Origin of the sequence: Amycolatopsis echigonensis, from assembly GCF_002846615.1 — a bacterium.
In the GTDB taxonomy this organism is placed as follows: Bacteria; Actinomycetota; Actinomycetes; order Mycobacteriales; family Pseudonocardiaceae; genus Amycolatopsis; species Amycolatopsis echigonensis.
This window is the reverse complement of sequence record NZ_PJMY01000003.1, coordinates 7,034,297-7,055,957: the sequence shown is the minus strand read 5'-3', so window position 1 is coordinate 7,055,957 and position 21,661 is coordinate 7,034,297. Positions and strand designations below refer to the sequence as shown.

The following is a 21,661-nucleotide window of genomic DNA, read 5'->3' as shown; positions in this document are numbered from 1 at the left end:
GTACCCGGCCCGGCGCGCACGAAACGGTGTTGCCCGCAGCGGGAAATCGGGTATCCGTCCGGCATGATCAGCCTGAAAGCCCAGCTGTATCAGGCCTACCTGCGCGCGACGCGGCAGAAGGCCTTCTACGACGACGCCCGCGTGCTGCACCAGCGCCTGCACCGCCACCAGCGGCCGTCGCAAGCCCGGCCGCCGCGGAAGCTGCGCAAGCATTTCGACCTCGAGCACCGGGAGGTGCACGGGTACGCGTGCTGGACCGTGCGGCCGCGCGCCAAGGCCGGACTGCATGTCTTCCACCTGCACGGCGGCGGTTACGTCGAGGAAATCGAATCACACCACTGGGAGTTCGCCGCTGATCTGGTGCGCCGGCTCGGCTGCACGGTCACGCTGCCGATCTATCCGCTCGTCCCGCGGCACAGCAACGTCGAAACGCTCCCCATGGTGCAAGCCGCGTTCGAGCAGACGCTCGGCGCCGAGCCAGCGGAAAACACCGTCCTGTCCGGGGATTCCGCCGGTGCGGCGCTCGCGCTGGCGGTCGCGCAACGGCTCCGGGACGAGGGCCGGCCGCAGCCGAAACAGACGATTCTGCTGTCTCCGTGGCTGGACGTGACGCTGGAAGACCCGATTTCGGTCGTGCTGGACGAGCACGACCCGATGCTCGGCATCACCGGGCTGCGCGAGGCCGGCAAGATGTACGCCGAGGGCACCGATCCGCACGACCCGCGGATCAGCCCGCTCTACGCGGACCTGACCGGACTCGGGCCGTTCAGCCTGTTCATCGGCACCCGCGACGTCCTCCTCCCGGACGCCCGCCGCTTCGCCGCCCGCGCCCGCGACGCCGGGATCGACGTCGACTACGCCGAATACCCCGGCATGTTCCACAACTGGCTCATGCAGCAGATCCCCGAGGGCCGCCAGGCCCGCAACCATCTCGAACGCATCCTCCGCCGCTGACCCCCCGGGGTCACTCCGGCTCCACCGGAAGCGGCACGCCGCGACGACTCGTCCGGTAGTCGTCGCGGCTCGCCACCTTCCCGTCCTCGGTCCGGACAATGTGGACAGAGCGCCGAGCCTTCGCCATATGCCGTCCCGTTTTCACCGCTTCCTCGCGGGACTTCGTCGTGTTCGCCGCGCGCTGGTGTCCCTCCACGCGGTTCTTCCACAACTGGTTCTCATACAGCGTCTCGACGTCGCCGTCCACCTTCGCTTCTCCCCTTCAGTCCTCAGTCCTCGAACTCGAAGCGCAGCCGTTCCGTGCACTTCTGGTACTTCGCCTCGAGTTCGTCCTCGGTGTCCGCGCCGATGATCAGCTCCGCCAGTTCGAACGAGTAGCTGTCCTGCTCAGGCAGGTCGGACAGCCGCTGGCCTTCCTCCGGCGTGATCGAGACCGTCGTGCCGCCGAGTTCCTCGCACAGCGCGGAGATCTCCGCCTCGGTCGGAATCCGGGTCACCACCGCGTCGCCGTCGAACCGGCGCACGTAACAACGGCCGGCGATGCGGTACTGCCCTCGGCCGCGCGGGAAACGCGGTTCCAGCCCGAGCCCGAGCCGGACCATGATCTCGTGGTTGGCCACGCCGTCGACCAGCTCGAACAGCTCCGCGTGCGACTGCGAATGCCTCGGGTTGATCTCCAGCAGGCACACCTGCCCGGACTGCAGGTCGCAGAAGAACTCGATGCTGAACGTGCCGTTCTCGAAGCCGATCTGCCGCATCACGCGTTCGGCGATGTCGGCCATCCGCCGGACGGTCTCGTCCGGCAGCTGCGACGGGTACTGGTGCCGCAGAAACGAGGACCGGCCGGGGAAATCGAGCGAATCCAGCGCGGCGTAGACGTGCACCTCGCCCTTCCAGACGTACCCCTCGACCGCCGCCTGGACCCCGTGCAGTTCGGATTCGGCCAGGCAGGCGGCCCCGCCCACCTCGGCGATCTCGCGCGGCAGATCGACCTGGCGCAACACGTCCTCGAACGGGTCCCCGACCCGTCCGACGCCCTCCCGCAGTTCTTCGACGGCGTCCGCGAAGCCCTGCTTGTCCCGCACGTGAAACGCCAGTTCCGACGAGAATCCCTTGACCGGTTTCAGCCACATCGGGAAGTCCACCCCCGGCGGCGGCTGCGGGTCCCCGTCCAGGTCGACGATGCCGAACGGCGGCAGTTCGTCGATCACCTTCCGCTGTTCGAGCCTGCTCCAGTACTTGTGCTCGCATTTGAGCACCGCCGGGAGCGGCACGTGCGGGAGGCCGTGCTCCTCGCACAGCAGCGGGGCCATGCTGGCGGCCGGGAAATCCCAATAGGTCACGATCGCGGCGGGCTCGCCGTCGAAATCGTCCAGCTGCTGGCGGGCCTTCTCCATCAGGTCCGGGAAGTCGATCTCGCCGTGCTGCAGCTCGTCCGGGCTGAGCAGCGGGCGGAACCGCAGCCCGGCCGCGGACGGGAGTCTTCTCAGGATGCGCTCGTTCTCCTCGTCAAGACCGAGCACGAACACGTCGTCTGTCATCGTTCCGCTCTTCCGTCCGGTCAGCTCTTCCGCCCGCTCAGCGCGTCGCGGATCTTGTCGACGAACGCCGCTCCCGGCGCGAGGATCAGATTCGCCGGCGGCTTGCTCGGCGCGGCCGGATGCGGCCGGGTCGGCGCGATCTTCTTCGCCGCCAGCACCTGCTCGCCCAGCTTGTCCAGCTCCTCGGCCGAACACGCCTCCCGCAGCCGCGGCAGCAGGTCGTTCTCCTCGTCCTTGATGTGGTGCCGGACGTCGGCGATGAGCTTGCCGAGCAGCTCCTCGTACTCCGGTTCCCCGGGGTTCTTGCGCTCGAGCTGCTTCATCACCTTCTCGGCCTCGGCGTGCTCCTCGATCTCGTGGTCGGCGATCTGGTCGCCGCCGTCGAGGTGCTTGCGCGCGGCCGGGTACATGTGCTGCTCTTCGGCGACGGAATGCCGGACCAGCTCGGCGATCACGTGGTCGACCACGTCTTTCCGGTTGCCCGCCTCGGGTTCCCTCTCGAGTTCGGCGAACACCCGCTCGACGTCGCGGTGGTCGTCGGTGATCACGGTGATCAGATCGGTTCGGGTGGGTGCGGCCATGCTGCCTCCTCGGGTGTCGGGAAACCTCCGGTTACCCGTTGCGCCGCACGGCAACCACCCGAAACGGAACTACTCTCCCGGCCCGGCCCCGGACCGCGCCCGGTCGTCCGCGACCACCACCCGCCGCAGCAGGGAAATCAGCGTTTCGCGTTCTCGGGCGGACAGTTCGGCAAGGAACGCGTCCTGCGAACGGCTGGCCTCGGCTTTCAGCTCCCGCGTCAGCGTCTTCCCGGCCTCGGTGAGCGTGACGCGCTGGCGCCGCCGGTCGTCCGGGTCGCGTTCGCGGCCGACGAGCTCCCGGCGCTCCAGTTCGTCCAGGTAGCCCACGAGGTGGCTGCGGTTGAGCCCAAGCCGGTCGGCGAGCGCGTGCTGCGCCAGCGGCCCGAAGTCGGAAAGACCGGCCAGCACGGCGAAATGCGGCAGCCGGAGGTCGTGCGCCTCGAGCGCGCTGACGAGCTCCCGGCGTCCGATCCGCGCGACGTGCCCGGCCAGGTACGAGGGCAGCGCGAGCAGGGTCGGCGGGCGCAGTTCGTCCATGCCCGGATCCTAGCCGCTGGACAGAACTAATGTCGTTAGGTAATCATGTCGTCATGACACGATTTCCGGCGACGCATGCCTGACTACGGCCACGACCTCCAGTTCGGCGTCGTCCTCCTGCCGGAAGCCGCCGACCCCGGCGCGGCGACCGCGCTCGCCGAAGCCGCCGACACCGCCGGGCTCGAGCTGCTCAGCGTGCCGGACCGTCCGTACCGGCCGGATCTGCTCGACGCGTGGACCGTGCTGAGCGTCCTCGCGGCGCGCACCGAGCGGGTGCGCGTGTTCCCCAACGTCGCCAACCTGCCCCTGCGCCCGCCCGCGGTGCTCGCGCGCTCGGCGGCGAGTCTCGACCTGCTCAGCGGCGGCCGCGCCGAACTCGCCCTCGGCGCGGGCGCGTACTGGGGCGACATCGCCGCCCAAGGCGGTCCGCGGTACACCCCCGGCGAAGCCTTCGACGCGCTCACGGAAGCAATCGAAGTCGTCCGTGCACTGTGGACACCCGGGCCGCCGGCCAGCGTGTCCGGCTCGCATCACCGGCTCGCCGGCGCTCCGCCGGGCCCGTTCCCCGCACACCGGATGGAGCTCTGGCTCGGCGCGCTCGGCCCGCGGACGCTGCGCCTGATCGGCCGGTCCGCGGACGGCTGGCTGCCGAGCATGACCCGCGTCCCGCCGGAGCGCCTGCCCGCCGCGAACGCGCTCATCGACGAAGCGGCCCGGAAGGCGGGCCGGTCCCCCGCCGAGATCCGGCGGCTGTACAACCTGCCGGGGATTCCGTCCGGCAGCACCGGCGAATGGGCGGACCAGCTCGCCGAACTCGCGCTCACGCACGGGATGAGCGCGTTTCTCCTGTCCGCGGACTCCGCCGACGCCATCCGGCTGTTCGCCCGGGAGGTCGCGCCGCGGGTCCGCGAACGGGTGGCCGCCCGCCGTCGGTAACCGGCGAATCCCGAGGACAGACCAGCCTGGCCTCGGGATTCCGCGCTAGGCAGCCTTCGCCGCCGACACCTTCCCGCTCAGCAAATGCCCCGCCCCCGGCACCTCCGGCTTGAGACCGAGCTCGCCGAGAATCCGGAACGTCGTGGCCGTGGCCGCCGACAGCACCGGGATGCCCACCGCGTCCTGCACCGGCTGGATCGACGGCAGCGACGGCATCTGCACGCACGCCGACAGCACCAGCGCGTCCGCCCGCGACAGGTCCAGTTTCCGGTAGTGCTCAAGCAGATCCGCCGGGTCGAGCCGCGCCACCGCCAGGTTGTCCGGCACCTCCAGCGAGAGCGAGTCGACCACCTCGACGCCCGCGTCCTCCAGGTACTCGACGACCGCCTGGGTCAACGGCTTCATATACGGCGTCACGATCGCGACCCGCTTCGCCTCCAGCGCGGCGATCCCGGACAACAGCGCGCCCGCGGACGAAACCACCGGCGCATCCGAGCCCTCCGCGCGCAACGCCGACCTGATCGACTCCTCGGCGGTGCAGTGATAACCCGGTCCCTGGGCCATGATCGCAACCAGACACGCGGTCGCCACGACGCCCGGCCGCGCGTCGGCCAGTTCCGTCGCCGCGCGTTCCGCCTGGGCGTTCATCGCGCGCAACTGCTCCGGTGTCACGTGCTGCATGCGCGCGCGGGCGGAGTGGAAGACGAACCGGTCCTCCGGGTACCGCTCCTCGCGGGCGCGCAGCATCCGCGGCAGCTCGGTTTCCATGGTCAGGTTGGAACTCGGGACGATCATCCCGATGTGGTGGTCGGTCATCGCTTCGCCGCCGGGCGCATGTCCTTCACGGTCAGCTCGCCCGCGTCGACGATCAGCTCGTCGTCGAGGTACAGGCTGTTGCCGCGCATCGGGATGTCGAAGTGGCAGGCCGTGTCGTTCGGGCCGCCGAGTTCGTTGTTCGGGCCGATGGAGAACATCACGTTGCCGTAGAAGCTCCGCAGTTCCATGCCCATGCCGCCGGGGAACTGGGTCAGGCCGTGCCAGTGCGCCCGCTCGTCGAGGCCCCATCCGACGTGCGACATGCCGTAGCCACGCGGGTCGTGGAAGGACTCGATGTAGCTGCGCAGCAGGTCGGCGTCGAGGCCGGACGAGCCCGCGCCGCCGCGGATGTCCTGGATGAAGCCCTTTTCGATGGTCAGCTCGACCGGCGTCTGGACATAGGTGTTGAACGGCAGCAGCACGTCGCCGGGCGCGAGCACGATCTTGCCGTCCACGCCGTCGTCGGAACCGCCGGTGAACACGAACGCCGCCGGCCAGTGGTCCCAGCGGCCCGGCTGGTCGGTGTAGCCGTACTCGCTCATCGTCGGGTACACGCCCAGCTGGTAGGTCACGTCCGTCCCGTGCGGGCTGGTGATCCGCATGGTCTTGGCCTTGGCCAGCAGTTCCGCGCCGATCTCGACGCGCTCGCGCAGTTCCTTCGTCGGCATCAGCCGGGCCAGCAGCTCGGGCGGTTCGACGGCGGTCAGGATCCGGGTGCCGGCGGCCTGGATCGCGAACTGCTCCTCGCTGAACAGCAGGAACGTGCAGTCCACGACCATGTCCGCGGCCTTCAGCGCCTCGACGGCGAGCGGCAGCTGGTCAAGGCCGGAATCCCCGACCGCCCACGCGCCGGACGCGCTCGCCGGCGACGGCAGCCGCATGTGGTAGGTCGCGGCACCGAGCTGCTGGGCGGCCCAGAGGAAGGCATCCGCGTACTCCGCGCGCTCGGCGCCGCGCGTCAGCACGACGACCGTCTCCCCCTCGTGCACGCCCGAAAAAGTCAGCTGGCGCAAGCAGATGTCGTTGAACAGGTTCTGGTCCATGGCGACCTCCTTTATTGTCCGAATACGGATTATCCGAGTACGCGTAATGTGCCGACGGTCCGTGAAGGACTCCTTGAGGGAATCAGATTCCCTCAAGGAGTCCTTCACGGCACGGCGGGTGAGCGCGCGGCGAGCAGGTCTTGCAACGCCGACCGCAGCGCCTGCAGGGCGGGCTCCGGCTCGTCCCAGAAGATCATGTGCCCGGCGTTCTCGATGCCCACGAGCGGATGCGCGGGGTTGGCTTCAGCCAGCGCGGCGACGTCCTCCGGCGTCACCACGGGACTGTCCTTTCCGAACAGCAGGACCGCCGGTCCGGTCAGTTTCTCCCACAGGGGAAGGAATTCCTCGGACTCGAACCCGGCGTGCGTCGCGGCGATCGCGGTCCGGGAGCACGACGCGAGCCAGCCGGCGCGCAGTTCCTGTTCCCGGCGCGGCCACCGGGGCCAGGAGGCGGCGACCTCGTCCGCGTCGCTACCGCGCCGGGCTTGGTCCAGCTGCGCGGCGAAAGTGTCCAAAGTGGTCGGATACGGCCGGTCCGCGTGGCTCATCGGCGGGTCCGCCAGGATCGTGCCGTGCGCGGAACTCGCGGCCTTCGCGGCGATCCGCGCACCCATCGAGTGGCCGAGCAGCACCGGATCGGACAGCTGCAGCTGGTCGATGACGGCGTCGACATCCGAGGCGTAGGCATCGAGGTCGTAGCCGTGCAACGGCCCGGCGCCGGGCGCGTCGTCGGACAGGCCGCGGCCGCGGATGTCGAGCACCAGCGGGCGGACCAGGTCGGTCAGCTCGCGGGCGACGAAGTCCATGGTGATCGCCGGGCTGGTGATCCCGGGCAGGACCACGAGCGGGACGCCGTCGGCCGGGCCGTAGTCGAGGACGTGCAGCCGGACGGAACCGGACCGCACCCAGACGCTCGTCGCCGGGACGTTCGCCAGTTCGGCGAGCGCGGGCTGGGTCAGCACCCGGTCGGACACTGCGGACATGCGGGAACTCCTTCCGGGGTTCAGCGGGCCTTGGCGAGCAGCTCGACGCCCTCGCCCAGGTCGATCACGTCGGCGTATTTGGCTTGCAGGTCGAAGAGAGCGGCGTCGTGCGGTCCGCGCGCCCGGTCGCCGCAAGCGTCGCGGACGACGAGTGTGTTGAAGCCGGACTGGACAGCGTCGACTGCCGTCGCTCGTACGCACCCAGAGGTCGTCGCGCCACAGACCAGCACGGTGTCCGCGCCCAGGCCGGTGAGCAGCGCGGCGAGGCCCGTTCCGTGGAACGCGGATGCACCCTTTTTGACGATCAGGTGGTCGGTGTCGTGCCGTTCCAGCCGAGGGTCGAGCGCGACTTCGGCGCTTCCGTCGCGCAGGCTGCGCATGCCGGGAGCTTTGCGCAGCCAGGCGATCGCGTCGCCGTCCGCCTCCGCTGGGGTGTAGCTGATCGCGGTGCAGACGACCGGAGCCCCGCTCTCGTGCGCGGCCCGGACCAGCGTGTCAGCTGCTTCGACTTCGGCGGAAAGGTCCGCGCCGGAAGGGAATTCCGGTTCGGTGAAGCCGCGGGTCAGGTCGACCACGACCAGCACCGGCGAGGTCCCTCTCGGCACCGCGGCGCCGAAACCCGCGCGGGCATAGGTCTGGTCCGTCTCTGCGCCGTGCAGTCCGTTTTCAGGCGCGTTCACGCAGCAGCTCCTTGATCAGTTTGTTCTGCGACCGGATCCGGCCGAGCAGCCAGCCTTGGAACAGCCCCAGCGCGCCCGCCGCGACGACGGGGAGATAACGCTTGGCACCAGGCGGGAGCAGCATCGCCAAGCCGTCGAGCGAATCCGAGGCAGGCGCGGTGGCGGTCGCCGCTGCCGCCGGAGCCGGTGCGCTTCCGCCGTTTTCCAGCAGCGCACCGAGATTCTGCGCGAACTGCTGCAGGATCCGGTTCGACACCGTGCTGATCGCGCCCTTGCCGAACTGCGCGATCTTGCCCCGCACCACGAGATCGGTGCGCAGGTTCAGCGACGAACCCTTCGGACCGGGCACCAGGGTCAGCGTGACGTCCGCTTCCGCGTCGCCGTTGCCGTGGCTGTCCGCGCCCCGCGCCGACAGCCGCAGCCGGCGCTCGGCCTCGGCGATCTCGGTGAACCGGACCTTGCCCGCGTACGCGGCGCTGACCGGGCCGACCTTGAACTTGACCCTGCCGAGGTAGGACTCGCCGTCCCGGCCCTCCAGCACCGCGCCGGGCAGGCAGCCCGCGACCCGCTCGACGTCGTTGAGCAGCGCGAACACCGTGTCCGGATCGCCGGGAAGGTCAAGGGTGTTCTCGAGAATCATCGGACGGCGTCCTCTTTCCTGCCGGATTCGGTGGAGCGCTGCGCGGCGGTGGCCTCGATCGCGTCCACAATGGTCTGGTACCCGGTGCAGCGGCACAGGTTCGACGACACCGTCTCCCGGATCTGCTCCCGCGTCGGCGACGGTTCCTGGGCCAGGAATCCTTCGGCGAGCATCAGGAATCCGGGCGTGCAGAAGCCGCACTGCAGCCCGTGGTGTTCCGAAAACGCCTGCTGCAAGTCGTTCGGCTCCTCCGGGGTGCCGAGATCCTCGACGGTCCGGATCGCGCAGCCTTCCGCCTGCACTGCGTACATCAGGCAGGCGCGCACCGGTTCTCCGTCGACCAGGATCGTGCACGCTCCGCACACACCGTGCTCGCAGCCGACGTGCGTGCCGGTGAGCCCCACGTGGTGCCGGAGCACGTCGAGCAGCGTCCATCGCGGTTCGACGAGCAGTTCGTGCTCCTCGCCGTTGACGGTCAGGACGATCAGCTGTTTGTCGGTCATGCTCCGGTTCCCGCTTTCTCCCGGTCGGCCAGGTCAGTCACAGCGAGCGCGGCGAGGACGGCCTCAGGGTGGATCGGGGTCTGCTCCAACTGGACCCCGGTGCGCCAGAGGAGGTCGTTGACCGCGTTCAGGACCGCGGCGGGCGCGCCGATCGTGCCGCCCTCCCCGGCTCCCTTCGCGCCGCTTTCGGTGAAGGCGCACGGGGTTTCGAGATGGTCGACGGTGATGTCGGGAATCTCCGCGGCGGTCGGCACGAGGTAGTCGATGAAACTCGCCGCCGACGGTTCGCCGTTCTCCGCGTAGGTGACCTCCTCGAACAGCGCGCCGGCGATGCCCTGCGCGATCCCGCCGCGCGCCTGCCCGTCGACCACCTTCGGGTTGATCACCACGCCGCAATCCTCGACGCAGGCGTAGCGGAGGATTTTCACCTGGCCGGTGCCCGGGTCGGCTTCCACCACGACCGCGTGCGTGGCGTTCGAGAACGTCCCGTCGCCGGGGACGTCGAACGCCGCGGTGGCGGTGAGCGTCGGCTCGGCTTCCTTGGGCAGCAGGTGGCTGCGCAGGTACGCGACGTCGGCGATCTCCTCGAAGGAAAGCCGGCGGCTGGGGTCGTCGAGCTGGATCACGCCGCCGTCGCCGTCGAGGCCGACGTTCTCGACGCGGGTGTCCAGCAGATGCGCCGCGATCACGCAGAGCTGCTCGCCCAGCCGGGTCGCCGCGGTCGCCACGGCGGAGCCGCCGATGGTCACCGAGCGCGACGCGAAAGTGCCCCAGCCGTAGGAAATCCGCTCGGTGTCGCCCTGGCGCAGCTTGACCTTGGCGAGGTCGACGCCGAGCCGTTCCGCGACGATCTGCGCGAACGTCGTCTCGTGGGACTGCCCGTGGTTGATCGTGCCGCTCGTGACCACGATCGAACCGGTGAGGTCCATCCGGATCTCGCTCACGTCGAACCCCGGGACGACGGTCATCTTCCGCTTCGCGAACGCCTCCGAGCCGTAGCCGGTGCGCTCGGAGAAGCAGCTGTAGCCGATGCCGAGGTACGGGTTCTTCTCGCGCAGCTCGTACCAGCCCTCGTCGCGGAGGATCTTCTCGGCCAGCTCCAGCGATTCGAGGTAGCTGCCGGGGTCGTAGGTCACCTTGTTGATGCCCACGTACGGGAATTCGGTGATCACGTTGCGGCGGCGGATCTCGACCGGGTCGAGGCCGAGCCGACGCGCGGCCAGGTCCATGATCCGCTCCATCACCATGACGTACTGCGGACGGCTGACCCCGCGGTACGGCGCAGTCGGCGCTTTGTTGCTCGTGATCGCTCTTGCCCGCACCCGGTAGGCCGGAACCCGGTACACCGACGGCATTTCCGCCGCCGCCATCAGAGGTTCGATGCCGACGGTGAACGGATAGCACGAGTACGCGCCCATGTCGCACACGATGTCGGACTCCAGCGCGGTCAGTTCGCCGTCCGGAGTGAACGCGGCGCGCGTGCGGTACCGCTGCTCGCGCGCCAGGAACCCGGACGCGAGGGCTTCGCTGCGGTCCTCGATCCATTTGACCGGACGCCGCAACAGTTTCGCCGCCGCCGCGACGGCGATTTCCTCCCGCCCCACGACGCATTTCTGCCCGAAGCCGCCGCCCATGTCCGGGACCACGACGCGCACTGAACGCTCCGGGATCCGCAGCGACCGCGCCAGCACGGTACGGACCTGATGCGGCACCTGGCTGCACGTCTGGACAAGGAGCTGCTCGTCGCGGTCGTCCCAGGACGCCACCGCGCCGCGCGTCTCGAGCGGCAGCGCGTTCTGCCGTCCGCTGCGGGTGACGAGTTCGATCACGCACCCGTCCGCGAACGCTTCGTCCACGCCCGGGGTGTCGAACGCCGTGACATCGAGCAGCACGTTGCTCGGCGCGTCCTCGTGCACCAACGGCGCATTCTCGGCGAGCGCTGTTTCCTCGGAGACGACAGCGTCGAGGACCTCGTAACTCACCTGAGCGGCCTCGATGCCGTCCTCGACCGCGTACGGATCCTTCGCGATGACCAGCGCGATCGGCTCGCCGACGAACCGGACCTTTCCGCGCGCGAGGATCGGCATCGTGGTCGGGGTGAACTCCTCGGGCGGGCGGTCCAGCAGCGCGACCATGTCGCCGAGCTGGAGGTCTTCCGCCGAGTACGCGGCTACGACGCCGTCCACCTCGCGAGTGGCGCTGAGGTCGAGTCCGGTGATCTTGCCGTGCGCGACGGTCGCGCGCACGAACCCGGCGTGCAGCATGCCGTGGAGGTGGATGTCGTCCACGAACCGCCCCCGACCGGTGACCAGCCGCGGGTCCTCGCGACGGCGCACGGACGCGCCGATCCACTTGCCGCCCCGGCCGTCGAACCGGGGTTCTTCGGGCGAACTCGCCATCACCGCTCTCCCTTTTCCCACGCCTGGCCCAGGCTCCGTGCCACCAACGTCCTCGTCAGCGCACGCCGGTAGTCCGCACTCCCCTGCGCGTCACTCCGCGGGTCGATCGCCTCCGCCGCCGCCCGCCCGCACGCGGCGAACAACTCCGGTCCCGGTTCGCCGTCCGCCAGCACCGCCTCGGCTTCCGGAACCCGCATCGGTGCGGGCGCGACCCCGCCGAGCACCACCCGGCCGCCTTCCAGCGATCCGTCCGCGCGAGGCTCGAGCGTCACCGCCGCGGCGACCGTCGCGAAATCCCCGGCACGGCGGGAAAACTCGGTCAACGCGGCCTTCGGCGCCGCCCGGGTGAACCGGACCTCGGTGACGACCTCGTCCGCCTCCACCGCGGTCGCGTAGAAGCCGTAGAACATCTCCCCGGCCGGGATTTCACGGCGGCCGTCCGGGCCTTCGGCGACGATCACCGCGTCCAGCAGCAGCGCGAGCATGCACCACTCCGCAGTGGAGTCGCCGTGCACGAGACTGCCGCCGACCGTGCCCCGGGACCGGATCGGCAGGTGCCCGACGTACCGCATCGCCTCCGCCAGCACCGCGAAACCCGGGCCGAGCGCGGCCAGCTCGACCTGGCGGTGCGTCGTCATCGCGCCGATGCGGAGCGCCGGACCGGTCCGCGCGATCTCGGTCATCCCCGGCAGGTCCCGCAGCCGCCCGAGGTCGACCAGGTCGCTCGGGCGGGCCAGGCGGAAGCTCATCATCGGCATCAGGCTCTGCCCGCCCGCGATCGCTTTCGGCTCCCGCCCTCGCCCGGCGAGGTCGGAAAGCAGGCCGACGGCGTCGGCGACGTCGTGCGCCCGGTGGTAGGCGAACGCGGCGGGCTTCATGCGATTCCCTTTCTGCGGCGGCGGATCAGACTGCGTCCATTTCGGACTGGTTCGGCGCGGGCGCGGTCTCGTCGGCGATCCGGTCCAGCTCCCGGCCCCGGGTTTCCGGCGCGCAGAAGACCATGAACACCACGGCCCCGACGACGAGCAGGCCGAGCAGCGTGAACGTCAGCGGCAGCCCGAGCACCGGCCACAGCACGCTGCCGAACAGCAATGGCGCGAACCCGGTGACCGCTCGGCTGGACGACGACGCCCAGCCGAAGCCCGACGCGCGCAGCTCCGTCGGGTACAGCTCGGATACGAACGCGTACATCACCGGAATGACCACCAGCGAGAACAGCCCGAACGCGCCGATCGCCACCACCGCGGCCCCGGCCGACCCGAGCACCAGCGAGAAAATCACCAGCGTGACCGCAGCCACCGGCCCGGCCGCGGCGATCACCCGCTTGCGGCCGATGCGGTCCACCAGCAACACCGCCACCACGACGCCGACGATACCGAGCGCGTTCATCAAAGTGGTCGAAGCGAACGCGGCGATCTCCCCGAAGCCCTGCGCCTTGAGGATCGAAGGCATCCAGCTCAGCGCGGCGTAGTACACCAGCATCACGGTGATGAACAATGCCCAGGCGACCCCGGTGACCTTCGGGTTGTACGCCCAGACCCGCCGCAGCTGATCGGCCGCCGCGAACACCCCGCCGGCCCGCTTGTCTTCCTGGATCGCCGCCGGAATCCGGTACTGTTCTTTCGGCGCACCCGTGCGTTCGACGAGATCGTCGATCACCAGCCGGGCTTCGGCCTCGCGCCCCTTGCGGACCAGATACAACGGCGATTCCGGAACCCCGCGCCGGGCCCAGAACAGCAGCACCGCGGGCAGGATCATCAGCACCAGCATCCACCGCCAGTTCCCGGAAACCGGAACCAGCAGCGTCGCCGACGCCCCCGCGAGCGTGGTGCCGACCGGCCACCAACCGTCCATCGCGGACAGTACGCGCCCCCGTTGCTTGCGCGGCGAGAACTCGCTGACAATCGCGTAGTCCACCGGAATGCAGCCGCCGAGCCCGACTCCGGCGAGGAACCTCAGCAGCAGGAACACCTCGATGTTCGGCGACAACGCGGCGAACACCGAGAAGAACGCGAACAACAGCAACGTGATGCTGAACGCCCGCTTGCGGCCGATCCGGTCCGCGACCGTCCCCCAGGCGACCGCGCCCACCGCCATGCCGATCAGATTGGCCGTGGCGACAAATCCCCGCTGCGTGGCCGACAGCCCGAATTCCGTGCCCACCAACGGGGTGAGGAATCCGTTCAGCGCCACGTCCCAGGCGTCGAACATGTAGCCGAGCCCGCCGATGAGGAAGATCTTGCCCTGGACGCGCCAGCGCCACGGCAAGTCTTGGACCACCTGGTCTCCGGTACGCATAGCTTTGCTCCTTTGCGAAAGTCTGCGTGGGCCGTTCGTGCTATCGGGCGAACTGGTAGTGAATGGATTCGTTGTCCGGGTCGTTGAGCGGAGTCCCGTTCCACAGCCAGTCGTAGGACACATCGGACTCGCCGTCGAAACTCCGCAGCTTTTCGTCGCGCTCGCGCTGCGCCGGACCGTCCGGCATATGGTAAAAACTCATGTTCCGCAAGGATGCGTCCTGCACCATCCCCGCGTGCTTGGCGCGCCGGTGCACATACCGGGTCAGCGCGTTGTCGATCCCTTCGCGGGTGGCCTGCCCCAGCTCCTCCGCGAGAACCGCGCCGTCCTCCATCGCCTGCGACGCACCCTGCGCCTGATACGGAAGCATTGCGTGACAAGCGTCCCCGAGCAACGCGACGCGCCCGTCCACCCACACCGGATCGCGGCGCCGCCGGTACATCGCCCAGACCGAGACGTCGTCCTTGGCCTTCGACAGCATCGTCGGCACGCGGTCGTCCCAATCGGAATACTCAGCCGCGAGCTGCTCCGCGCTCGCCGGCGCACTCCAGTTCTTCTCGACTTCCTCCGTGCACGGCACGATCGCCACCACGTTGAGATATTCGCCGCCGCGGATCATGTAGTGCACCAGGTGCTTGTCCGGCCCGTACCAAATCGTAGAATGATAACGATCGACCAGGAACCGCGTCGCCGGATCCGCCGCGATCGAATCGCCCGGGATCAACGCCCGATACGCCATCTCGCCGGAAAACGCGAGAGTATCGTCGAACCCGGCGAGATCCCTTACCGCGGAACGGATCCCGTCCGCCCCGACGACAACGTCGCCCTCAAACCGGCGCCCGTCCTCGGTAATGACCGCGGGCCTCTCCGGATTCCCGCGATCGAGATCGACCACCTTCGCCGCAGTAGCCACCTTCACGACCGGCCCGGCCCCGTCAGGATCAACGCACGCCCGCAACAGCACGGAATGCAAATCCGCCCGATGGTAATGCCAATACGGTGCCCCGTACTTGTCGACGACCCGCTGCCCGAGCGGCAACTGCGCGATAATGCTGCCGTCAGCCCACCTCCGCCGCACCTGATCCTGCGGTTCGCACCGAACCTTCTGCAACTCAGGCCGCAACCCCAACCCGATCAGGATCCGGCTGGCATTGGGCGCAGTCTGAATCCCGGCCCCGATCTCCCCCAGCTGCGGCGCCGCTTCGACCACCGTGACCCGCAACCCGCGCTGCCGCAACGACAACGCAGCACACAGCCCGCCCAACCCGCCCCCGGCGACCACTACCTCGAAAGACTGACTCGCCGCCACCCGCTGACCTCCTACCGCTAGCTCGACCCGTCACCCGGCTGCGGTTAATCCGAACACGGATTATCCGAACACGCAATAGTCTTCGGGGAATTTCCGGGACGACCAGGTGTTGTGGGCGCGGTGGGTGCCGGACCAGTCACCGAGCGAGGCGACACAGCGGTTTTCGCCGGACCGCTCAGGCCAGGTTCTCCACAGGCAGTCGCGACCTGGAAACCTCTGGACGGCACACAGCACTGCCGAGACAGTCGCACCCCTGCCGACCCAGCACGGCGCGCTCGAGTTGATGCCGCGCCCAGGTTGATGCCTGCGCAGCCCGCTCCGACCGGACTCCTCCGACATCCCGCTCACCGCCGGTGCCGCTCCGCAAGACCCCCCGAGCCGCGAAACACCAAGCCCACCACCGAACAGCACCCCCCGGGACAGCGACGCAATCCGCGAGGGGACCCTTCACGGGCTCAGATTCCCTCAGGGGATTCCCCGCGACCCGCCGCCCGCGAAGGACTCCTCCACGGACTTAGATTCCCCCAAGGAGCCCCTCGCGGCGCTCGGCCGTCCATGAAGGGCCCCTTCACGAACGCAGATTTCCTCAAGAGCCCTTCACAGACCAACACCTGCCGCTCAGACGCACCCCATGCGGCATGGGCTGCGTCGGATTGTGCCCAATATGGCGTCCGGTGCGTCCGTCGCACCCACATGACCCGGCGCACCCGTATCCAACGCCATCTCGGCGCGCTAACCCGCCCTCGCAAACCCAGGCACCCAAGCCCAAGCCGCGCGCAACGACCCCGCCAAGCACCCGACCGCAGCCGACGCACCCAACCGTCGAGGCACCCAGCCCCTCCCCCACACCCCGATACGAAGCCTCCCTGCGGTCTGGGGGTGCTTGTCAAGGCATCTTTCCCGCCTTGACAAGCACCCCCAGACCGTCAGCACAATCAAGCTTCGGGGTGCCCCACCGCACCACCCACCTGCAACGTCGCCGCCAGGCGACGAGCAGACTCACACCAAAAAGACCTCAAATCTCCGGACGCTCAGCAACCGCCTCCCACAGCGCCCCCAATTCATTCAGCATCCCCGCGATCTCCGCCCGCCGCTCCTCCGGGCAGCCCGCCAGCAACGCCTGATCCAGCTTCCGGGTCCGCCGGGTCACCTCGCGAAACGCGGCCAACCCGTCCTCCGTCAACGTCAGCACCTTCGCCCGCGCGTCATGCGGCGCGGGCCCCCGGGCGATCAGCCCCCGATTCTCCAACCGGCGGCACACATCAGCCATCGTCGACGTATCCAGCGCCACCGCCTTGGCCAACGCGGTCTGGTCGAATCCGGGATAAGCCCGCACCGCCGACAGCACCGCGAACTGCGGCCCGGTCAGCACCGAATCGACATGCCGATTCCAAGCCGCCAAATACGCCTGGTACAGCCGCCGAGCCCCGTACCCCGGCGCCGCGGCGAGATCCGCCGGCGCCTCCAGGCTCACCCGACGCCCCACCCGCGAGCCGCCTTTCGCTGCCCCACCCACTGCTGTCGACATCCCTCGACCTTAACTACGCACCCGCGCCGCAGCAGCCCGTCCGGCCCGCCGAAGCCTGTCCCCGCATCCCTGCCCGCCCAGGATAGTACGTCCTCGGACAAATTCCGGCTCGGGCACACGCAGCTCAGGCAGCGTCCCTCAATTTCCGGTCAAACCGGACAGGCCGCAGCCGCCAGCCGAGTACAAAACGGCGAAACTCGCCCAACCCTCTGCCGGAACGAGGTGGGACGCGTTCACCCAGCGGCAAGCGGGATTTCCGGCACCGGCACAAGACTCGCCGGGCGACCGGCCTGGAGGACCCACGTGCCGCCGGTCTCGCCGCTCGCCAGGATCGTTTCCACGGCCGCCGCGGCTTCGGCGGGATCGGCGATCCGGAGCCCGGCTTTCTCCAGCGACGAACGGAATCCCGCGAGGACCGGCGTGTCCACCAAACCGGGACAGAGAGCATTGATCCGGATGCCGTCCGAGACGAGCTGCGGCGCGGCCGACCGAACCAGGCCGATCAAGGCGTGCTTGCTGGTCGCGTAGAACAGGTCCGGCGAACCGGTCAGTCCGGCCAAACTCGCCGTCACGACGACCGACCCCTCGCCCTGGCGGCGCACCAGCGGCAGGCAAGCACGCAGGCCGTACACCACACCGTCCACATTGGTCCGCATGGTGTCCCGATAGGACAGTTCGGTGAAATCGGCCAGTCCGCACCGTCCGGGGACGCCCGCGTTGAGCACCACGACGTCCAACCGCCCGAACTCGTCCGCCGCGACCCGCACCGCTCGCTCGTTGTCCGCCAGCGAGCCGACATCGGCGGCGACGAACCGGCCGTCCAGTTCAGCGGCCACGGCAGCGCCCCGCTCCTCGTCCCGGTCGACGAGCACGATCCGCATCCCGCGGGCGGCGAGCAGGCGGGCCGCGGCGGCGCCGATTCCGCTGGCACCGCCCGTGATCAGCGCGACCTGGCGCATCACGCCTCCGCCAAGGGAACGAGGTGCACACCGTGCAGCCGAAGCCCGTTGCGTCGCAAGAAAGCTCTGCCGTAGAAACGTTGGACTGCCACCAGGACGACCAGCGTGACCACGAGGAGTCCGTCGTCCAAGACAGGCACGACGTCGACCGGCAGCAGCAGCGCGACAACGACCCGGACCGCGGCGTCAGCCAGGCAGGCAAGGCCCCAGATCAGGCTGATCCGCCACAGCAACTGGCGGAACACCGGGACCTCGTCCCAATTCCGTTCCCAGATCTGTTGTTTGTCTTCGTCAAATACCACCCGGGCCGCCTCATACAGGAACGGGCGACGGAAAAACAGCGTCGAGAGCAAGAAGAAGCCCAGCGCGACAGTCAGTATCGCGCTGCGCAACAACAGAGCACGAGGGCTCCCAGAGATGAAGGAACCGGCGACGGTGACCGCCATGGTGCCGAGCACGAACACCCGCACCCCGGAAATCCGCCGTTCGGCGACGAGACCGCGCACCGCACCCACAGCCGGGATGACGCTTCCGGCTAGCAGCGCCACAAACTGATTCACCCCCAGCCAGCGCAGACCGTAGAACAGCACGAGCGGTGCCAAAATCTCTAGAAGCGGAAGCCGTCGCAGGCTCGCGCGCACGCCGGAATTGCCGGTCATCATGGTGCCCCCAGACATGACGAATTACTGTTTTCGAGCAGCGAGCGTGAAGACGGCGACAACTTCGCTCGCATAAGCGTCGAAGTCGAATTCCGGTTCGTCTCGCAGGCGTTGCGCGGCGCCGTCGACCGCGGCGCGGATCATGATCGCCATCGAGCGAACGTCGAAGTCCCGGAACTCGCCGCCGGACTGACCTTGGGCCAGCAGGGTTTCCAGGCTCTCCACGCTGACTTCCTGCGCGCTGGTGGAGGTGTAGGCCTTCCCCTCGTCGGTGCGCAGATGCCTGCCGATCTCAGTCAGCGCCGCGACCTCCTTCGGGTGGTCGCGCAGGAACTGCAGGTTGGCTTCCAGGTAGGCACGGAGCTTGCCGAGACCGGTGGCCGCGGCCTCGGTGCGTTCGTGGATGTAGCGGGCGCCGGCGGTGAAGACTTCGACGGCGATCTGACGGATCAGGTCGTTCTTGTCGGCGAAGTGGTACGAGATCATCCGCGGGCTGCGCAGCCCGGCCCGCTTCGTGATCTGCGCGAAGGACGCCTTGGCGTAGCCGAGCTCCGCGATCGTGTCGATCGCGGCCTGCACGATCTGCGCCCGCCGCGCCTGGTTCGTGAACGTTCGATCCATCGCCCCACCTGGAGTTTTATCTGACCGAATCAAAACTACCACAGTCAGATCAACCCCACGACGAGGCCACCGGTCCGGACGGGAACACCCCAGGCCAGGCGTGGCCGGCGCGCCGGTCAAGCGATCCGCTGCCGCGCCGGTCCGGCGAACCGGCCCGTTCAGCGAGCGTCGTAGTCCGCGCGCGCCTTTTCGATTTTCGCCAAATGCTCGACGCTCCACTCCAGCAAGGGCGCGGTCGCCTCGCGAAGGGTCCGGCCCATCGCCGTCAGCTCGTAGGAAACGTGCGGCGGCATGACATTGTGGACAGTCCGCGTGAGAATCCCGTCGCGTTCCAGATCCCGCAGCGTGACCGTGAGCATCCGCTGGCTGATCCCCTCGATTTCCCTTTTGAGCTCAGTGAACCGCCGCGGGCCGTCGCGCAGCATGCGGACGATCAGCAGCGCCCATTTGTCCCCCACGATCTCGAGGACCACTCGGGTCCGGCACACCTGGTCGGCCATGGTTACCTCCGGAGAACCGAGGCACTAATGAGTGCCTTATTGCCCGCTGCCGCGCGGACGATCACGATGGTTATCGAACAGTACCGGGTTACTGCTGGTAACCGCGAATCCCGAGAACGAGGAACCTTGAGATGACGACGTTCGTACTGGTCCACGGCGCCTGGCACAGCGGCCGGGCCTGGGACCGGGTGGTCCCGCTGCTGGAATCTGCCGGGCACCGGGTGCTCGCGCCCTCCCTGACCGGCTACGGCGACAAGAAACACCTGCTCAGCCCCGAAATCGGGCTCGACACCCACGTCCAGGACATCGTGGACGTGCTCCGCCGCGAACAGGACGTGGTCCTGGTCGGGCACAGCTACGCCGGGCTGGTCGTCTCGTCGGCCGCGAACGAGGTGCCGGACCGGGTCGCCGAGCTGGTCTACCTCGACGCGATGGTGCCCGAGGACGGCGAAACCGCGGTCGACGTCCAGCCGGTCAGCCAGAGCCTGATCGACCTCGCCCAGCAGCACGGCGACGGCTGGCGCGTTCCGCCGCTGCCGGAGCAGCCCGCGCCGTTCGGGCTCTTCGGCGTCACCGATCCGGCCGACCTCGAATGGCTGCGCGGAATGCTCTCCGACCAGCCGGTGCGCTGCCTGCAGCAGCCGGTGCGGCTGGACAACCCGGCCGCGCGAGCGATCCCGCGCACGCACATCCACTGCGTCGGCACGACCCCGAAGGGCATCGTCCGCCGTCCCGTCCCCGCGATCCAGCCGAACGGGACGCCGTCGCAGGTGTGGGAGCTGCCGACCGGGCACGACTGCATGATCACGATGCCGGTCGAACTGAGCGAACTCCTGCTGAAGCTCGCCTAGCCGGCGGCGCACAACTCGGCCAGGTGGCGCAAGGAGCCGTCCAGGTGGCCGGGACCGAACGGCGGGAACTGGATGCCGCGGTCGCGGACGAACTGCGGCACGGCCGACCAGTCGTAGGACAGCGTCACCTCGGTCCCGGCCGGGCCGAGCGGTGCCAGGTCGTACCGCCAGAGCCAGCCGCCGAACTCCAGTTCGCCGTCGCCTTTCCGGTAGCCGGTCACCCAGCCGATGGCTCGCGCCGGATCCAGGACCTCCACTTTGTTGACCGTCTCGTAGTCGCCGTCCGGGTGGTCGGCGTGGTGCATGCCCATGCGGAAGAGCTGGCCGGGCGCGGCGAGCGGGGCGTGGTCGACCGCGGCCTGGACCCAGCCGGTGCCGTCGATCGCGGCGTGCGCGGCCGGATCCGCCAGCACCGCGAAGACCTGCTCGGCGGACGCGGCGATGGTCAGCGTGGCGCTCACTTTTTCGGTCATGACGGCCTCTCCTCGTCTTCCGCGGCCCAGTGCGGAGCCGCTCTTGCCTACGCCACGAATTCGGCTCCGTCGTTTCGACACCGAGAGGACGCCCGAGCAGAAAGTTGCCCAGTGGGCACTTTTGTGGCTACCTTGGGAGGACGTCCTGCCATGCCGAGAACCGCCTCGGCAGGCGGCGCGTTGTCCGGCGCGCTGCGGATCGGTTTCGACGACCACGAGGCGCACGAAGTCTCCAGCTGCCCGCAAGGATTGCTGAGCTTCTACGCGGACACGGTCCGGGAAACCCTCGGCCTCGACCGCGGCAACCTGCTGTTCGGGATCGCGTTCGGCTACGCCGGCCGCGCCGCACCGGTCAACCGGTTCTCGGTCGGGCGCGCCCCGCTCGCGGAGACCACCCGGTTCCACGCCTGAACCGGGTTCACGCCGAGCTTTCCCGATCCTCCAGCCCGACCGCGCGCCGCAGTTCCCGGCGATCCCGGTCGACGTCCGGATCTTCGCCGCCGACGTGCTCCATCAGGTCGCTCAGCCCGTCGGCGATCGCGTTCAGCTTGTGCTGCACCGCTTCGTCGGCCCGCTTCTGCGTGTTCTGCAGCAGCGCGACGAGAAGAAAGGTGACGATCGAGGTCAGCGTGTTGATCACCAGCTGCCAGGTGTCGACCGTGCCGAACACGAAAATCGACGGCGCCCACACCACCACCAGCAGCACGCAGGCGACGAAAAACCAGGCGTGCGACACGTAACCGCTCGTCGTCGTCGCGAACCGGTCGAACCAGGAGAGCCGCTGCGGGACGTCGCTCGGCATCACCGCGCCGTGCGGACGATCGTCGTTGCCCATCAAGCCTCCTTCGCG

General features: G+C 69.0%; 25 protein-coding genes. 4 read left to right on the top strand and 21 right to left on the bottom strand.

Annotated elements, in window-relative coordinates; all coding sequences use genetic code 11:
* Nucleotides 1–63 precede the first annotated feature (63 nt).
* Nucleotides 64–954: an alpha/beta hydrolase fold domain-containing protein gene (locus ATK30_RS38380; RefSeq protein ID WP_101439614.1), complete on the top strand. Its 891-nt coding sequence runs from the start codon at nucleotides 64–66 to the stop codon at nucleotides 952–954.
* Between the two features lie 10 nt (nucleotides 955–964).
* On the opposite strand, the gene ATK30_RS38375 is transcribed toward ATK30_RS38380, so the two are convergent.
* From ATK30_RS38375 to ATK30_RS38360, 4 genes are all read right to left on the bottom strand, one after another.
* Complete coding sequence (locus ATK30_RS38375) at nucleotides 965–1,201, bottom strand: DUF2188 domain-containing protein (RefSeq protein ID WP_101439613.1); 237 nt, start codon at nucleotides 1,199–1,201, stop codon at nucleotides 965–967.
* Nucleotides 1,202–1,223: 22 nt separating this feature from the next.
* On the bottom strand, nucleotides 1,224–2,495 hold the full coding sequence (locus ATK30_RS38370) for an ATP-grasp domain-containing protein (RefSeq protein ID WP_101439612.1): 1,272 nt from the start codon (nucleotides 2,493–2,495) through the stop codon (nucleotides 1,224–1,226).
* A gap of 20 nt (nucleotides 2,496–2,515) precedes the next feature.
* Nucleotides 2,516–3,076: a hemerythrin domain-containing protein gene (locus ATK30_RS38365; protein WP_101439611.1), complete on the bottom strand. Its 561-nt coding sequence runs from the start codon at nucleotides 3,074–3,076 to the stop codon at nucleotides 2,516–2,518.
* Nucleotides 3,077–3,145: 69 nt separating this feature from the next.
* Nucleotides 3,146–3,613 carry a MarR family winged helix-turn-helix transcriptional regulator gene (locus ATK30_RS38360; RefSeq protein WP_101439610.1) on the bottom strand — a complete coding sequence of 156 codons (468 nt, stop codon included), beginning with the start codon at nucleotides 3,611–3,613 and terminating at the stop codon, nucleotides 3,146–3,148.
* A gap of 75 nt (nucleotides 3,614–3,688) precedes the next feature.
* Between ATK30_RS38360 and ATK30_RS38355 the strand changes: the two genes are divergently transcribed.
* Nucleotides 3,689–4,549: an LLM class flavin-dependent oxidoreductase gene (locus ATK30_RS38355; protein ID WP_101439609.1), complete on the top strand. Its 861-nt coding sequence runs from the start codon at nucleotides 3,689–3,691 to the stop codon at nucleotides 4,547–4,549.
* Between the two features lie 45 nt (nucleotides 4,550–4,594).
* Here ATK30_RS38355 and ATK30_RS38350 read toward each other — a convergent pair whose 3' ends face one another.
* From ATK30_RS38350 to ATK30_RS38280, 15 genes are all read right to left on the bottom strand, one after another.
* Nucleotides 4,595–5,365, bottom strand: a complete 771-nt coding sequence (locus tag ATK30_RS38350; RefSeq protein WP_101439608.1) for a maleate cis-trans isomerase family protein — start codon at nucleotides 5,363–5,365, stop codon at nucleotides 4,595–4,597.
* Nucleotides 5,362–6,408 (bottom strand): M29 family metallopeptidase, encoded by a 1,047-nt coding sequence (locus ATK30_RS38345; protein ID WP_101439607.1) that lies wholly within the window; start codon nucleotides 6,406–6,408, stop codon nucleotides 5,362–5,364. Before ATK30_RS38345 ends, ATK30_RS38350 begins: the two co-directional genes overlap by 4 nt.
* A gap of 104 nt (nucleotides 6,409–6,512) precedes the next feature.
* Entirely contained in the window at nucleotides 6,513–7,391 is an 879-nt protein-coding gene (locus ATK30_RS38340; protein WP_101439606.1) for an alpha/beta fold hydrolase, read from the bottom strand.
* Between the two features lie 20 nt (nucleotides 7,392–7,411).
* Nucleotides 7,412–8,071, bottom strand: a complete 660-nt coding sequence (locus tag ATK30_RS38335; RefSeq protein WP_101439605.1) for an isochorismatase family protein — start codon at nucleotides 8,069–8,071, stop codon at nucleotides 7,412–7,414.
* The gene (locus ATK30_RS38330) at nucleotides 8,058–8,711 is read right to left on the bottom strand and encodes an SRPBCC family protein (RefSeq protein ID WP_101439604.1); all 654 of its coding nucleotides are present in this window, start codon (nucleotides 8,709–8,711) and stop codon (nucleotides 8,058–8,060) included. The genes ATK30_RS38335 and ATK30_RS38330 overlap by 14 nt, the downstream gene beginning before the upstream one ends.
* Nucleotides 8,708–9,214 (bottom strand): (2Fe-2S)-binding protein, encoded by a 507-nt coding sequence (locus ATK30_RS38325; protein WP_101439603.1) that lies wholly within the window; start codon nucleotides 9,212–9,214, stop codon nucleotides 8,708–8,710. The genes ATK30_RS38330 and ATK30_RS38325 overlap by 4 nt, the downstream gene beginning before the upstream one ends.
* Nucleotides 9,211–11,613, bottom strand: coding sequence for a xanthine dehydrogenase family protein molybdopterin-binding subunit (locus tag ATK30_RS38320; RefSeq protein WP_101439602.1), 2,403 nt, complete (start codon nucleotides 11,611–11,613; stop codon nucleotides 9,211–9,213). The genes ATK30_RS38325 and ATK30_RS38320 overlap by 4 nt, the downstream gene beginning before the upstream one ends.
* Nucleotides 11,613–12,491 carry an FAD binding domain-containing protein gene (locus tag ATK30_RS38315; protein ID WP_101439601.1) on the bottom strand — a complete coding sequence of 293 codons (879 nt, stop codon included), beginning with the start codon at nucleotides 12,489–12,491 and terminating at the stop codon, nucleotides 11,613–11,615. Before ATK30_RS38315 ends, ATK30_RS38320 begins: the two co-directional genes overlap by 1 nt.
* Before the next feature lie 25 nt (nucleotides 12,492–12,516).
* Nucleotides 12,517–13,911 (bottom strand): MFS transporter, encoded by a 1,395-nt coding sequence (locus ATK30_RS38310; RefSeq protein WP_101439600.1) that lies wholly within the window; start codon nucleotides 13,909–13,911, stop codon nucleotides 12,517–12,519.
* A gap of 40 nt (nucleotides 13,912–13,951) precedes the next feature.
* The gene (locus tag ATK30_RS38305) at nucleotides 13,952–15,220 is read right to left on the bottom strand and encodes an FAD-dependent monooxygenase (protein WP_101439599.1); all 1,269 of its coding nucleotides are present in this window, start codon (nucleotides 15,218–15,220) and stop codon (nucleotides 13,952–13,954) included.
* Between the two features lie 1,015 nt (nucleotides 15,221–16,235).
* On the bottom strand, nucleotides 16,236–16,748 hold the full coding sequence (locus ATK30_RS38300; protein ID WP_208637531.1) for a MarR family winged helix-turn-helix transcriptional regulator: 513 nt from the start codon (nucleotides 16,746–16,748) through the stop codon (nucleotides 16,236–16,238).
* A 233-nt stretch (nucleotides 16,749–16,981) separates the two neighbouring features.
* A complete protein-coding gene (locus ATK30_RS38295) occupies nucleotides 16,982–17,707 on the bottom strand; it encodes an SDR family NAD(P)-dependent oxidoreductase (RefSeq protein WP_101439597.1) in 726 nt (241 codons plus the stop codon).
* Nucleotides 17,707–18,369 carry a VC0807 family protein gene (locus ATK30_RS38290; RefSeq protein ID WP_244194850.1) on the bottom strand — a complete coding sequence of 221 codons (663 nt, stop codon included), beginning with the start codon at nucleotides 18,367–18,369 and terminating at the stop codon, nucleotides 17,707–17,709. The genes ATK30_RS38295 and ATK30_RS38290 overlap by 1 nt, the downstream gene beginning before the upstream one ends.
* Before the next feature lie 21 nt (nucleotides 18,370–18,390).
* Nucleotides 18,391–18,987, bottom strand: coding sequence for a TetR/AcrR family transcriptional regulator (locus ATK30_RS38285; RefSeq protein ID WP_101439596.1), 597 nt, complete (start codon nucleotides 18,985–18,987; stop codon nucleotides 18,391–18,393).
* Between the two features lie 158 nt (nucleotides 18,988–19,145).
* Nucleotides 19,146–19,487 carry a winged helix-turn-helix transcriptional regulator gene (locus ATK30_RS38280; protein WP_101439595.1) on the bottom strand — a complete coding sequence of 114 codons (342 nt, stop codon included), beginning with the start codon at nucleotides 19,485–19,487 and terminating at the stop codon, nucleotides 19,146–19,148.
* Nucleotides 19,488–19,618: 131 nt separating this feature from the next.
* Here ATK30_RS38280 and ATK30_RS38275 point away from each other — a divergent pair, with 131 nt between their 5' ends.
* Nucleotides 19,619–20,338: an alpha/beta fold hydrolase gene (locus ATK30_RS38275; RefSeq protein ID WP_101439594.1), complete on the top strand. Its 720-nt coding sequence runs from the start codon at nucleotides 19,619–19,621 to the stop codon at nucleotides 20,336–20,338.
* On the opposite strand, the gene ATK30_RS38270 is transcribed toward ATK30_RS38275, so the two are convergent.
* Nucleotides 20,335–20,811: an SRPBCC family protein gene (locus ATK30_RS38270; RefSeq protein WP_101439593.1), complete on the bottom strand. Its 477-nt coding sequence runs from the start codon at nucleotides 20,809–20,811 to the stop codon at nucleotides 20,335–20,337. The genes ATK30_RS38275 and ATK30_RS38270 overlap by 4 nt on opposite strands.
* A 150-nt stretch (nucleotides 20,812–20,961) precedes the next feature.
* Between ATK30_RS38270 and ATK30_RS38265 the strand changes: the two genes are divergently transcribed.
* A complete protein-coding gene (locus ATK30_RS38265) occupies nucleotides 20,962–21,222 on the top strand; it encodes a nitroreductase family protein (RefSeq protein WP_244194849.1) in 261 nt (86 codons plus the stop codon).
* Nucleotides 21,223–21,229: 7 nt separating this feature from the next.
* Here the strand turns inward: ATK30_RS38265 and ATK30_RS38260 are convergent, their stop codons facing one another.
* The gene (locus tag ATK30_RS38260; protein WP_101439592.1) at nucleotides 21,230–21,646 is read right to left on the bottom strand and encodes a low affinity iron permease family protein; all 417 of its coding nucleotides are present in this window, start codon (nucleotides 21,644–21,646) and stop codon (nucleotides 21,230–21,232) included.
* Between the last annotated feature and the right edge of the window lie 15 nt (nucleotides 21,647–21,661).

What these genes read in the sequence shown, in the direction of transcription:
- ATK30_RS38325 (WP_101439603.1), bottom strand. Translation starts at nt 9,214, where the DNA reads ATGACCGACAAACAGCTGATCGTCCTGACCGTCAACGGCGAGGAGCAC.
- ATK30_RS38290 (WP_244194850.1), bottom strand. Translation starts at nt 18,369, where the DNA reads ATGATGACCGGCAATTCCGGCGTGCGCGCGAGCCTGCGACGGCTTCCG.
- ATK30_RS38260 (WP_101439592.1), bottom strand. Translation starts at nt 21,646, where the DNA reads ATGGGCAACGACGATCGTCCGCACGGCGCGGTGATGCCGAGCGACGTC.
- ATK30_RS38370 (WP_101439612.1), bottom strand. Translation starts at nt 2,495, where the DNA reads ATGACAGACGACGTGTTCGTGCTCGGTCTTGACGAGGAGAACGAGCGC.
- ATK30_RS38295 (WP_101439597.1), bottom strand. Translation starts at nt 17,707, where the DNA reads ATGCGCCAGGTCGCGCTGATCACGGGCGGTGCCAGCGGAATCGGCGCC.
- ATK30_RS38360 (WP_101439610.1), bottom strand. Translation starts at nt 3,613, where the DNA reads ATGGACGAACTGCGCCCGCCGACCCTGCTCGCGCTGCCCTCGTACCTG.
- ATK30_RS38310 (WP_101439600.1), bottom strand. Translation starts at nt 13,911, where the DNA reads ATGCGTACCGGAGACCAGGTGGTCCAAGACTTGCCGTGGCGCTGGCGC.
- ATK30_RS38300 (WP_208637531.1), bottom strand. Translation starts at nt 16,748, where the DNA reads ATGTCGACAGCAGTGGGTGGGGCAGCGAAAGGCGGCTCGCGGGTGGGG.
- ATK30_RS38315 (WP_101439601.1), bottom strand. Translation starts at nt 12,491, where the DNA reads ATGAAGCCCGCCGCGTTCGCCTACCACCGGGCGCACGACGTCGCCGAC.
- ATK30_RS38320 (WP_101439602.1), bottom strand. Translation starts at nt 11,613, where the DNA reads ATGGCGAGTTCGCCCGAAGAACCCCGGTTCGACGGCCGGGGCGGCAAG.
- ATK30_RS38285 (WP_101439596.1), bottom strand. Translation starts at nt 18,987, where the DNA reads ATGGATCGAACGTTCACGAACCAGGCGCGGCGGGCGCAGATCGTGCAG.
- ATK30_RS38355 (WP_101439609.1), top strand. Translation starts at nt 3,689, where the DNA reads ATGCCTGACTACGGCCACGACCTCCAGTTCGGCGTCGTCCTCCTGCCG.
- ATK30_RS38265 (WP_244194849.1), top strand. Translation starts at nt 20,962, where the DNA reads ATGCCGAGAACCGCCTCGGCAGGCGGCGCGTTGTCCGGCGCGCTGCGG.
- ATK30_RS38275 (WP_101439594.1), top strand. Translation starts at nt 19,619, where the DNA reads ATGACGACGTTCGTACTGGTCCACGGCGCCTGGCACAGCGGCCGGGCC.
- ATK30_RS38270 (WP_101439593.1), bottom strand. Translation starts at nt 20,811, where the DNA reads ATGACCGAAAAAGTGAGCGCCACGCTGACCATCGCCGCGTCCGCCGAG.
- ATK30_RS38330 (WP_101439604.1), bottom strand. Translation starts at nt 8,711, where the DNA reads ATGATTCTCGAGAACACCCTTGACCTTCCCGGCGATCCGGACACGGTG.
- ATK30_RS38380 (WP_101439614.1), top strand. Translation starts at nt 64, where the DNA reads ATGATCAGCCTGAAAGCCCAGCTGTATCAGGCCTACCTGCGCGCGACG.
- ATK30_RS38280 (WP_101439595.1), bottom strand. Translation starts at nt 19,487, where the DNA reads ATGGCCGACCAGGTGTGCCGGACCCGAGTGGTCCTCGAGATCGTGGGG.
- ATK30_RS38365 (WP_101439611.1), bottom strand. Translation starts at nt 3,076, where the DNA reads ATGGCCGCACCCACCCGAACCGATCTGATCACCGTGATCACCGACGAC.
- ATK30_RS38350 (WP_101439608.1), bottom strand. Translation starts at nt 5,365, where the DNA reads ATGACCGACCACCACATCGGGATGATCGTCCCGAGTTCCAACCTGACC.
- ATK30_RS38340 (WP_101439606.1), bottom strand. Translation starts at nt 7,391, where the DNA reads ATGTCCGCAGTGTCCGACCGGGTGCTGACCCAGCCCGCGCTCGCCGAA.
- ATK30_RS38345 (WP_101439607.1), bottom strand. Translation starts at nt 6,408, where the DNA reads ATGGACCAGAACCTGTTCAACGACATCTGCTTGCGCCAGCTGACTTTT.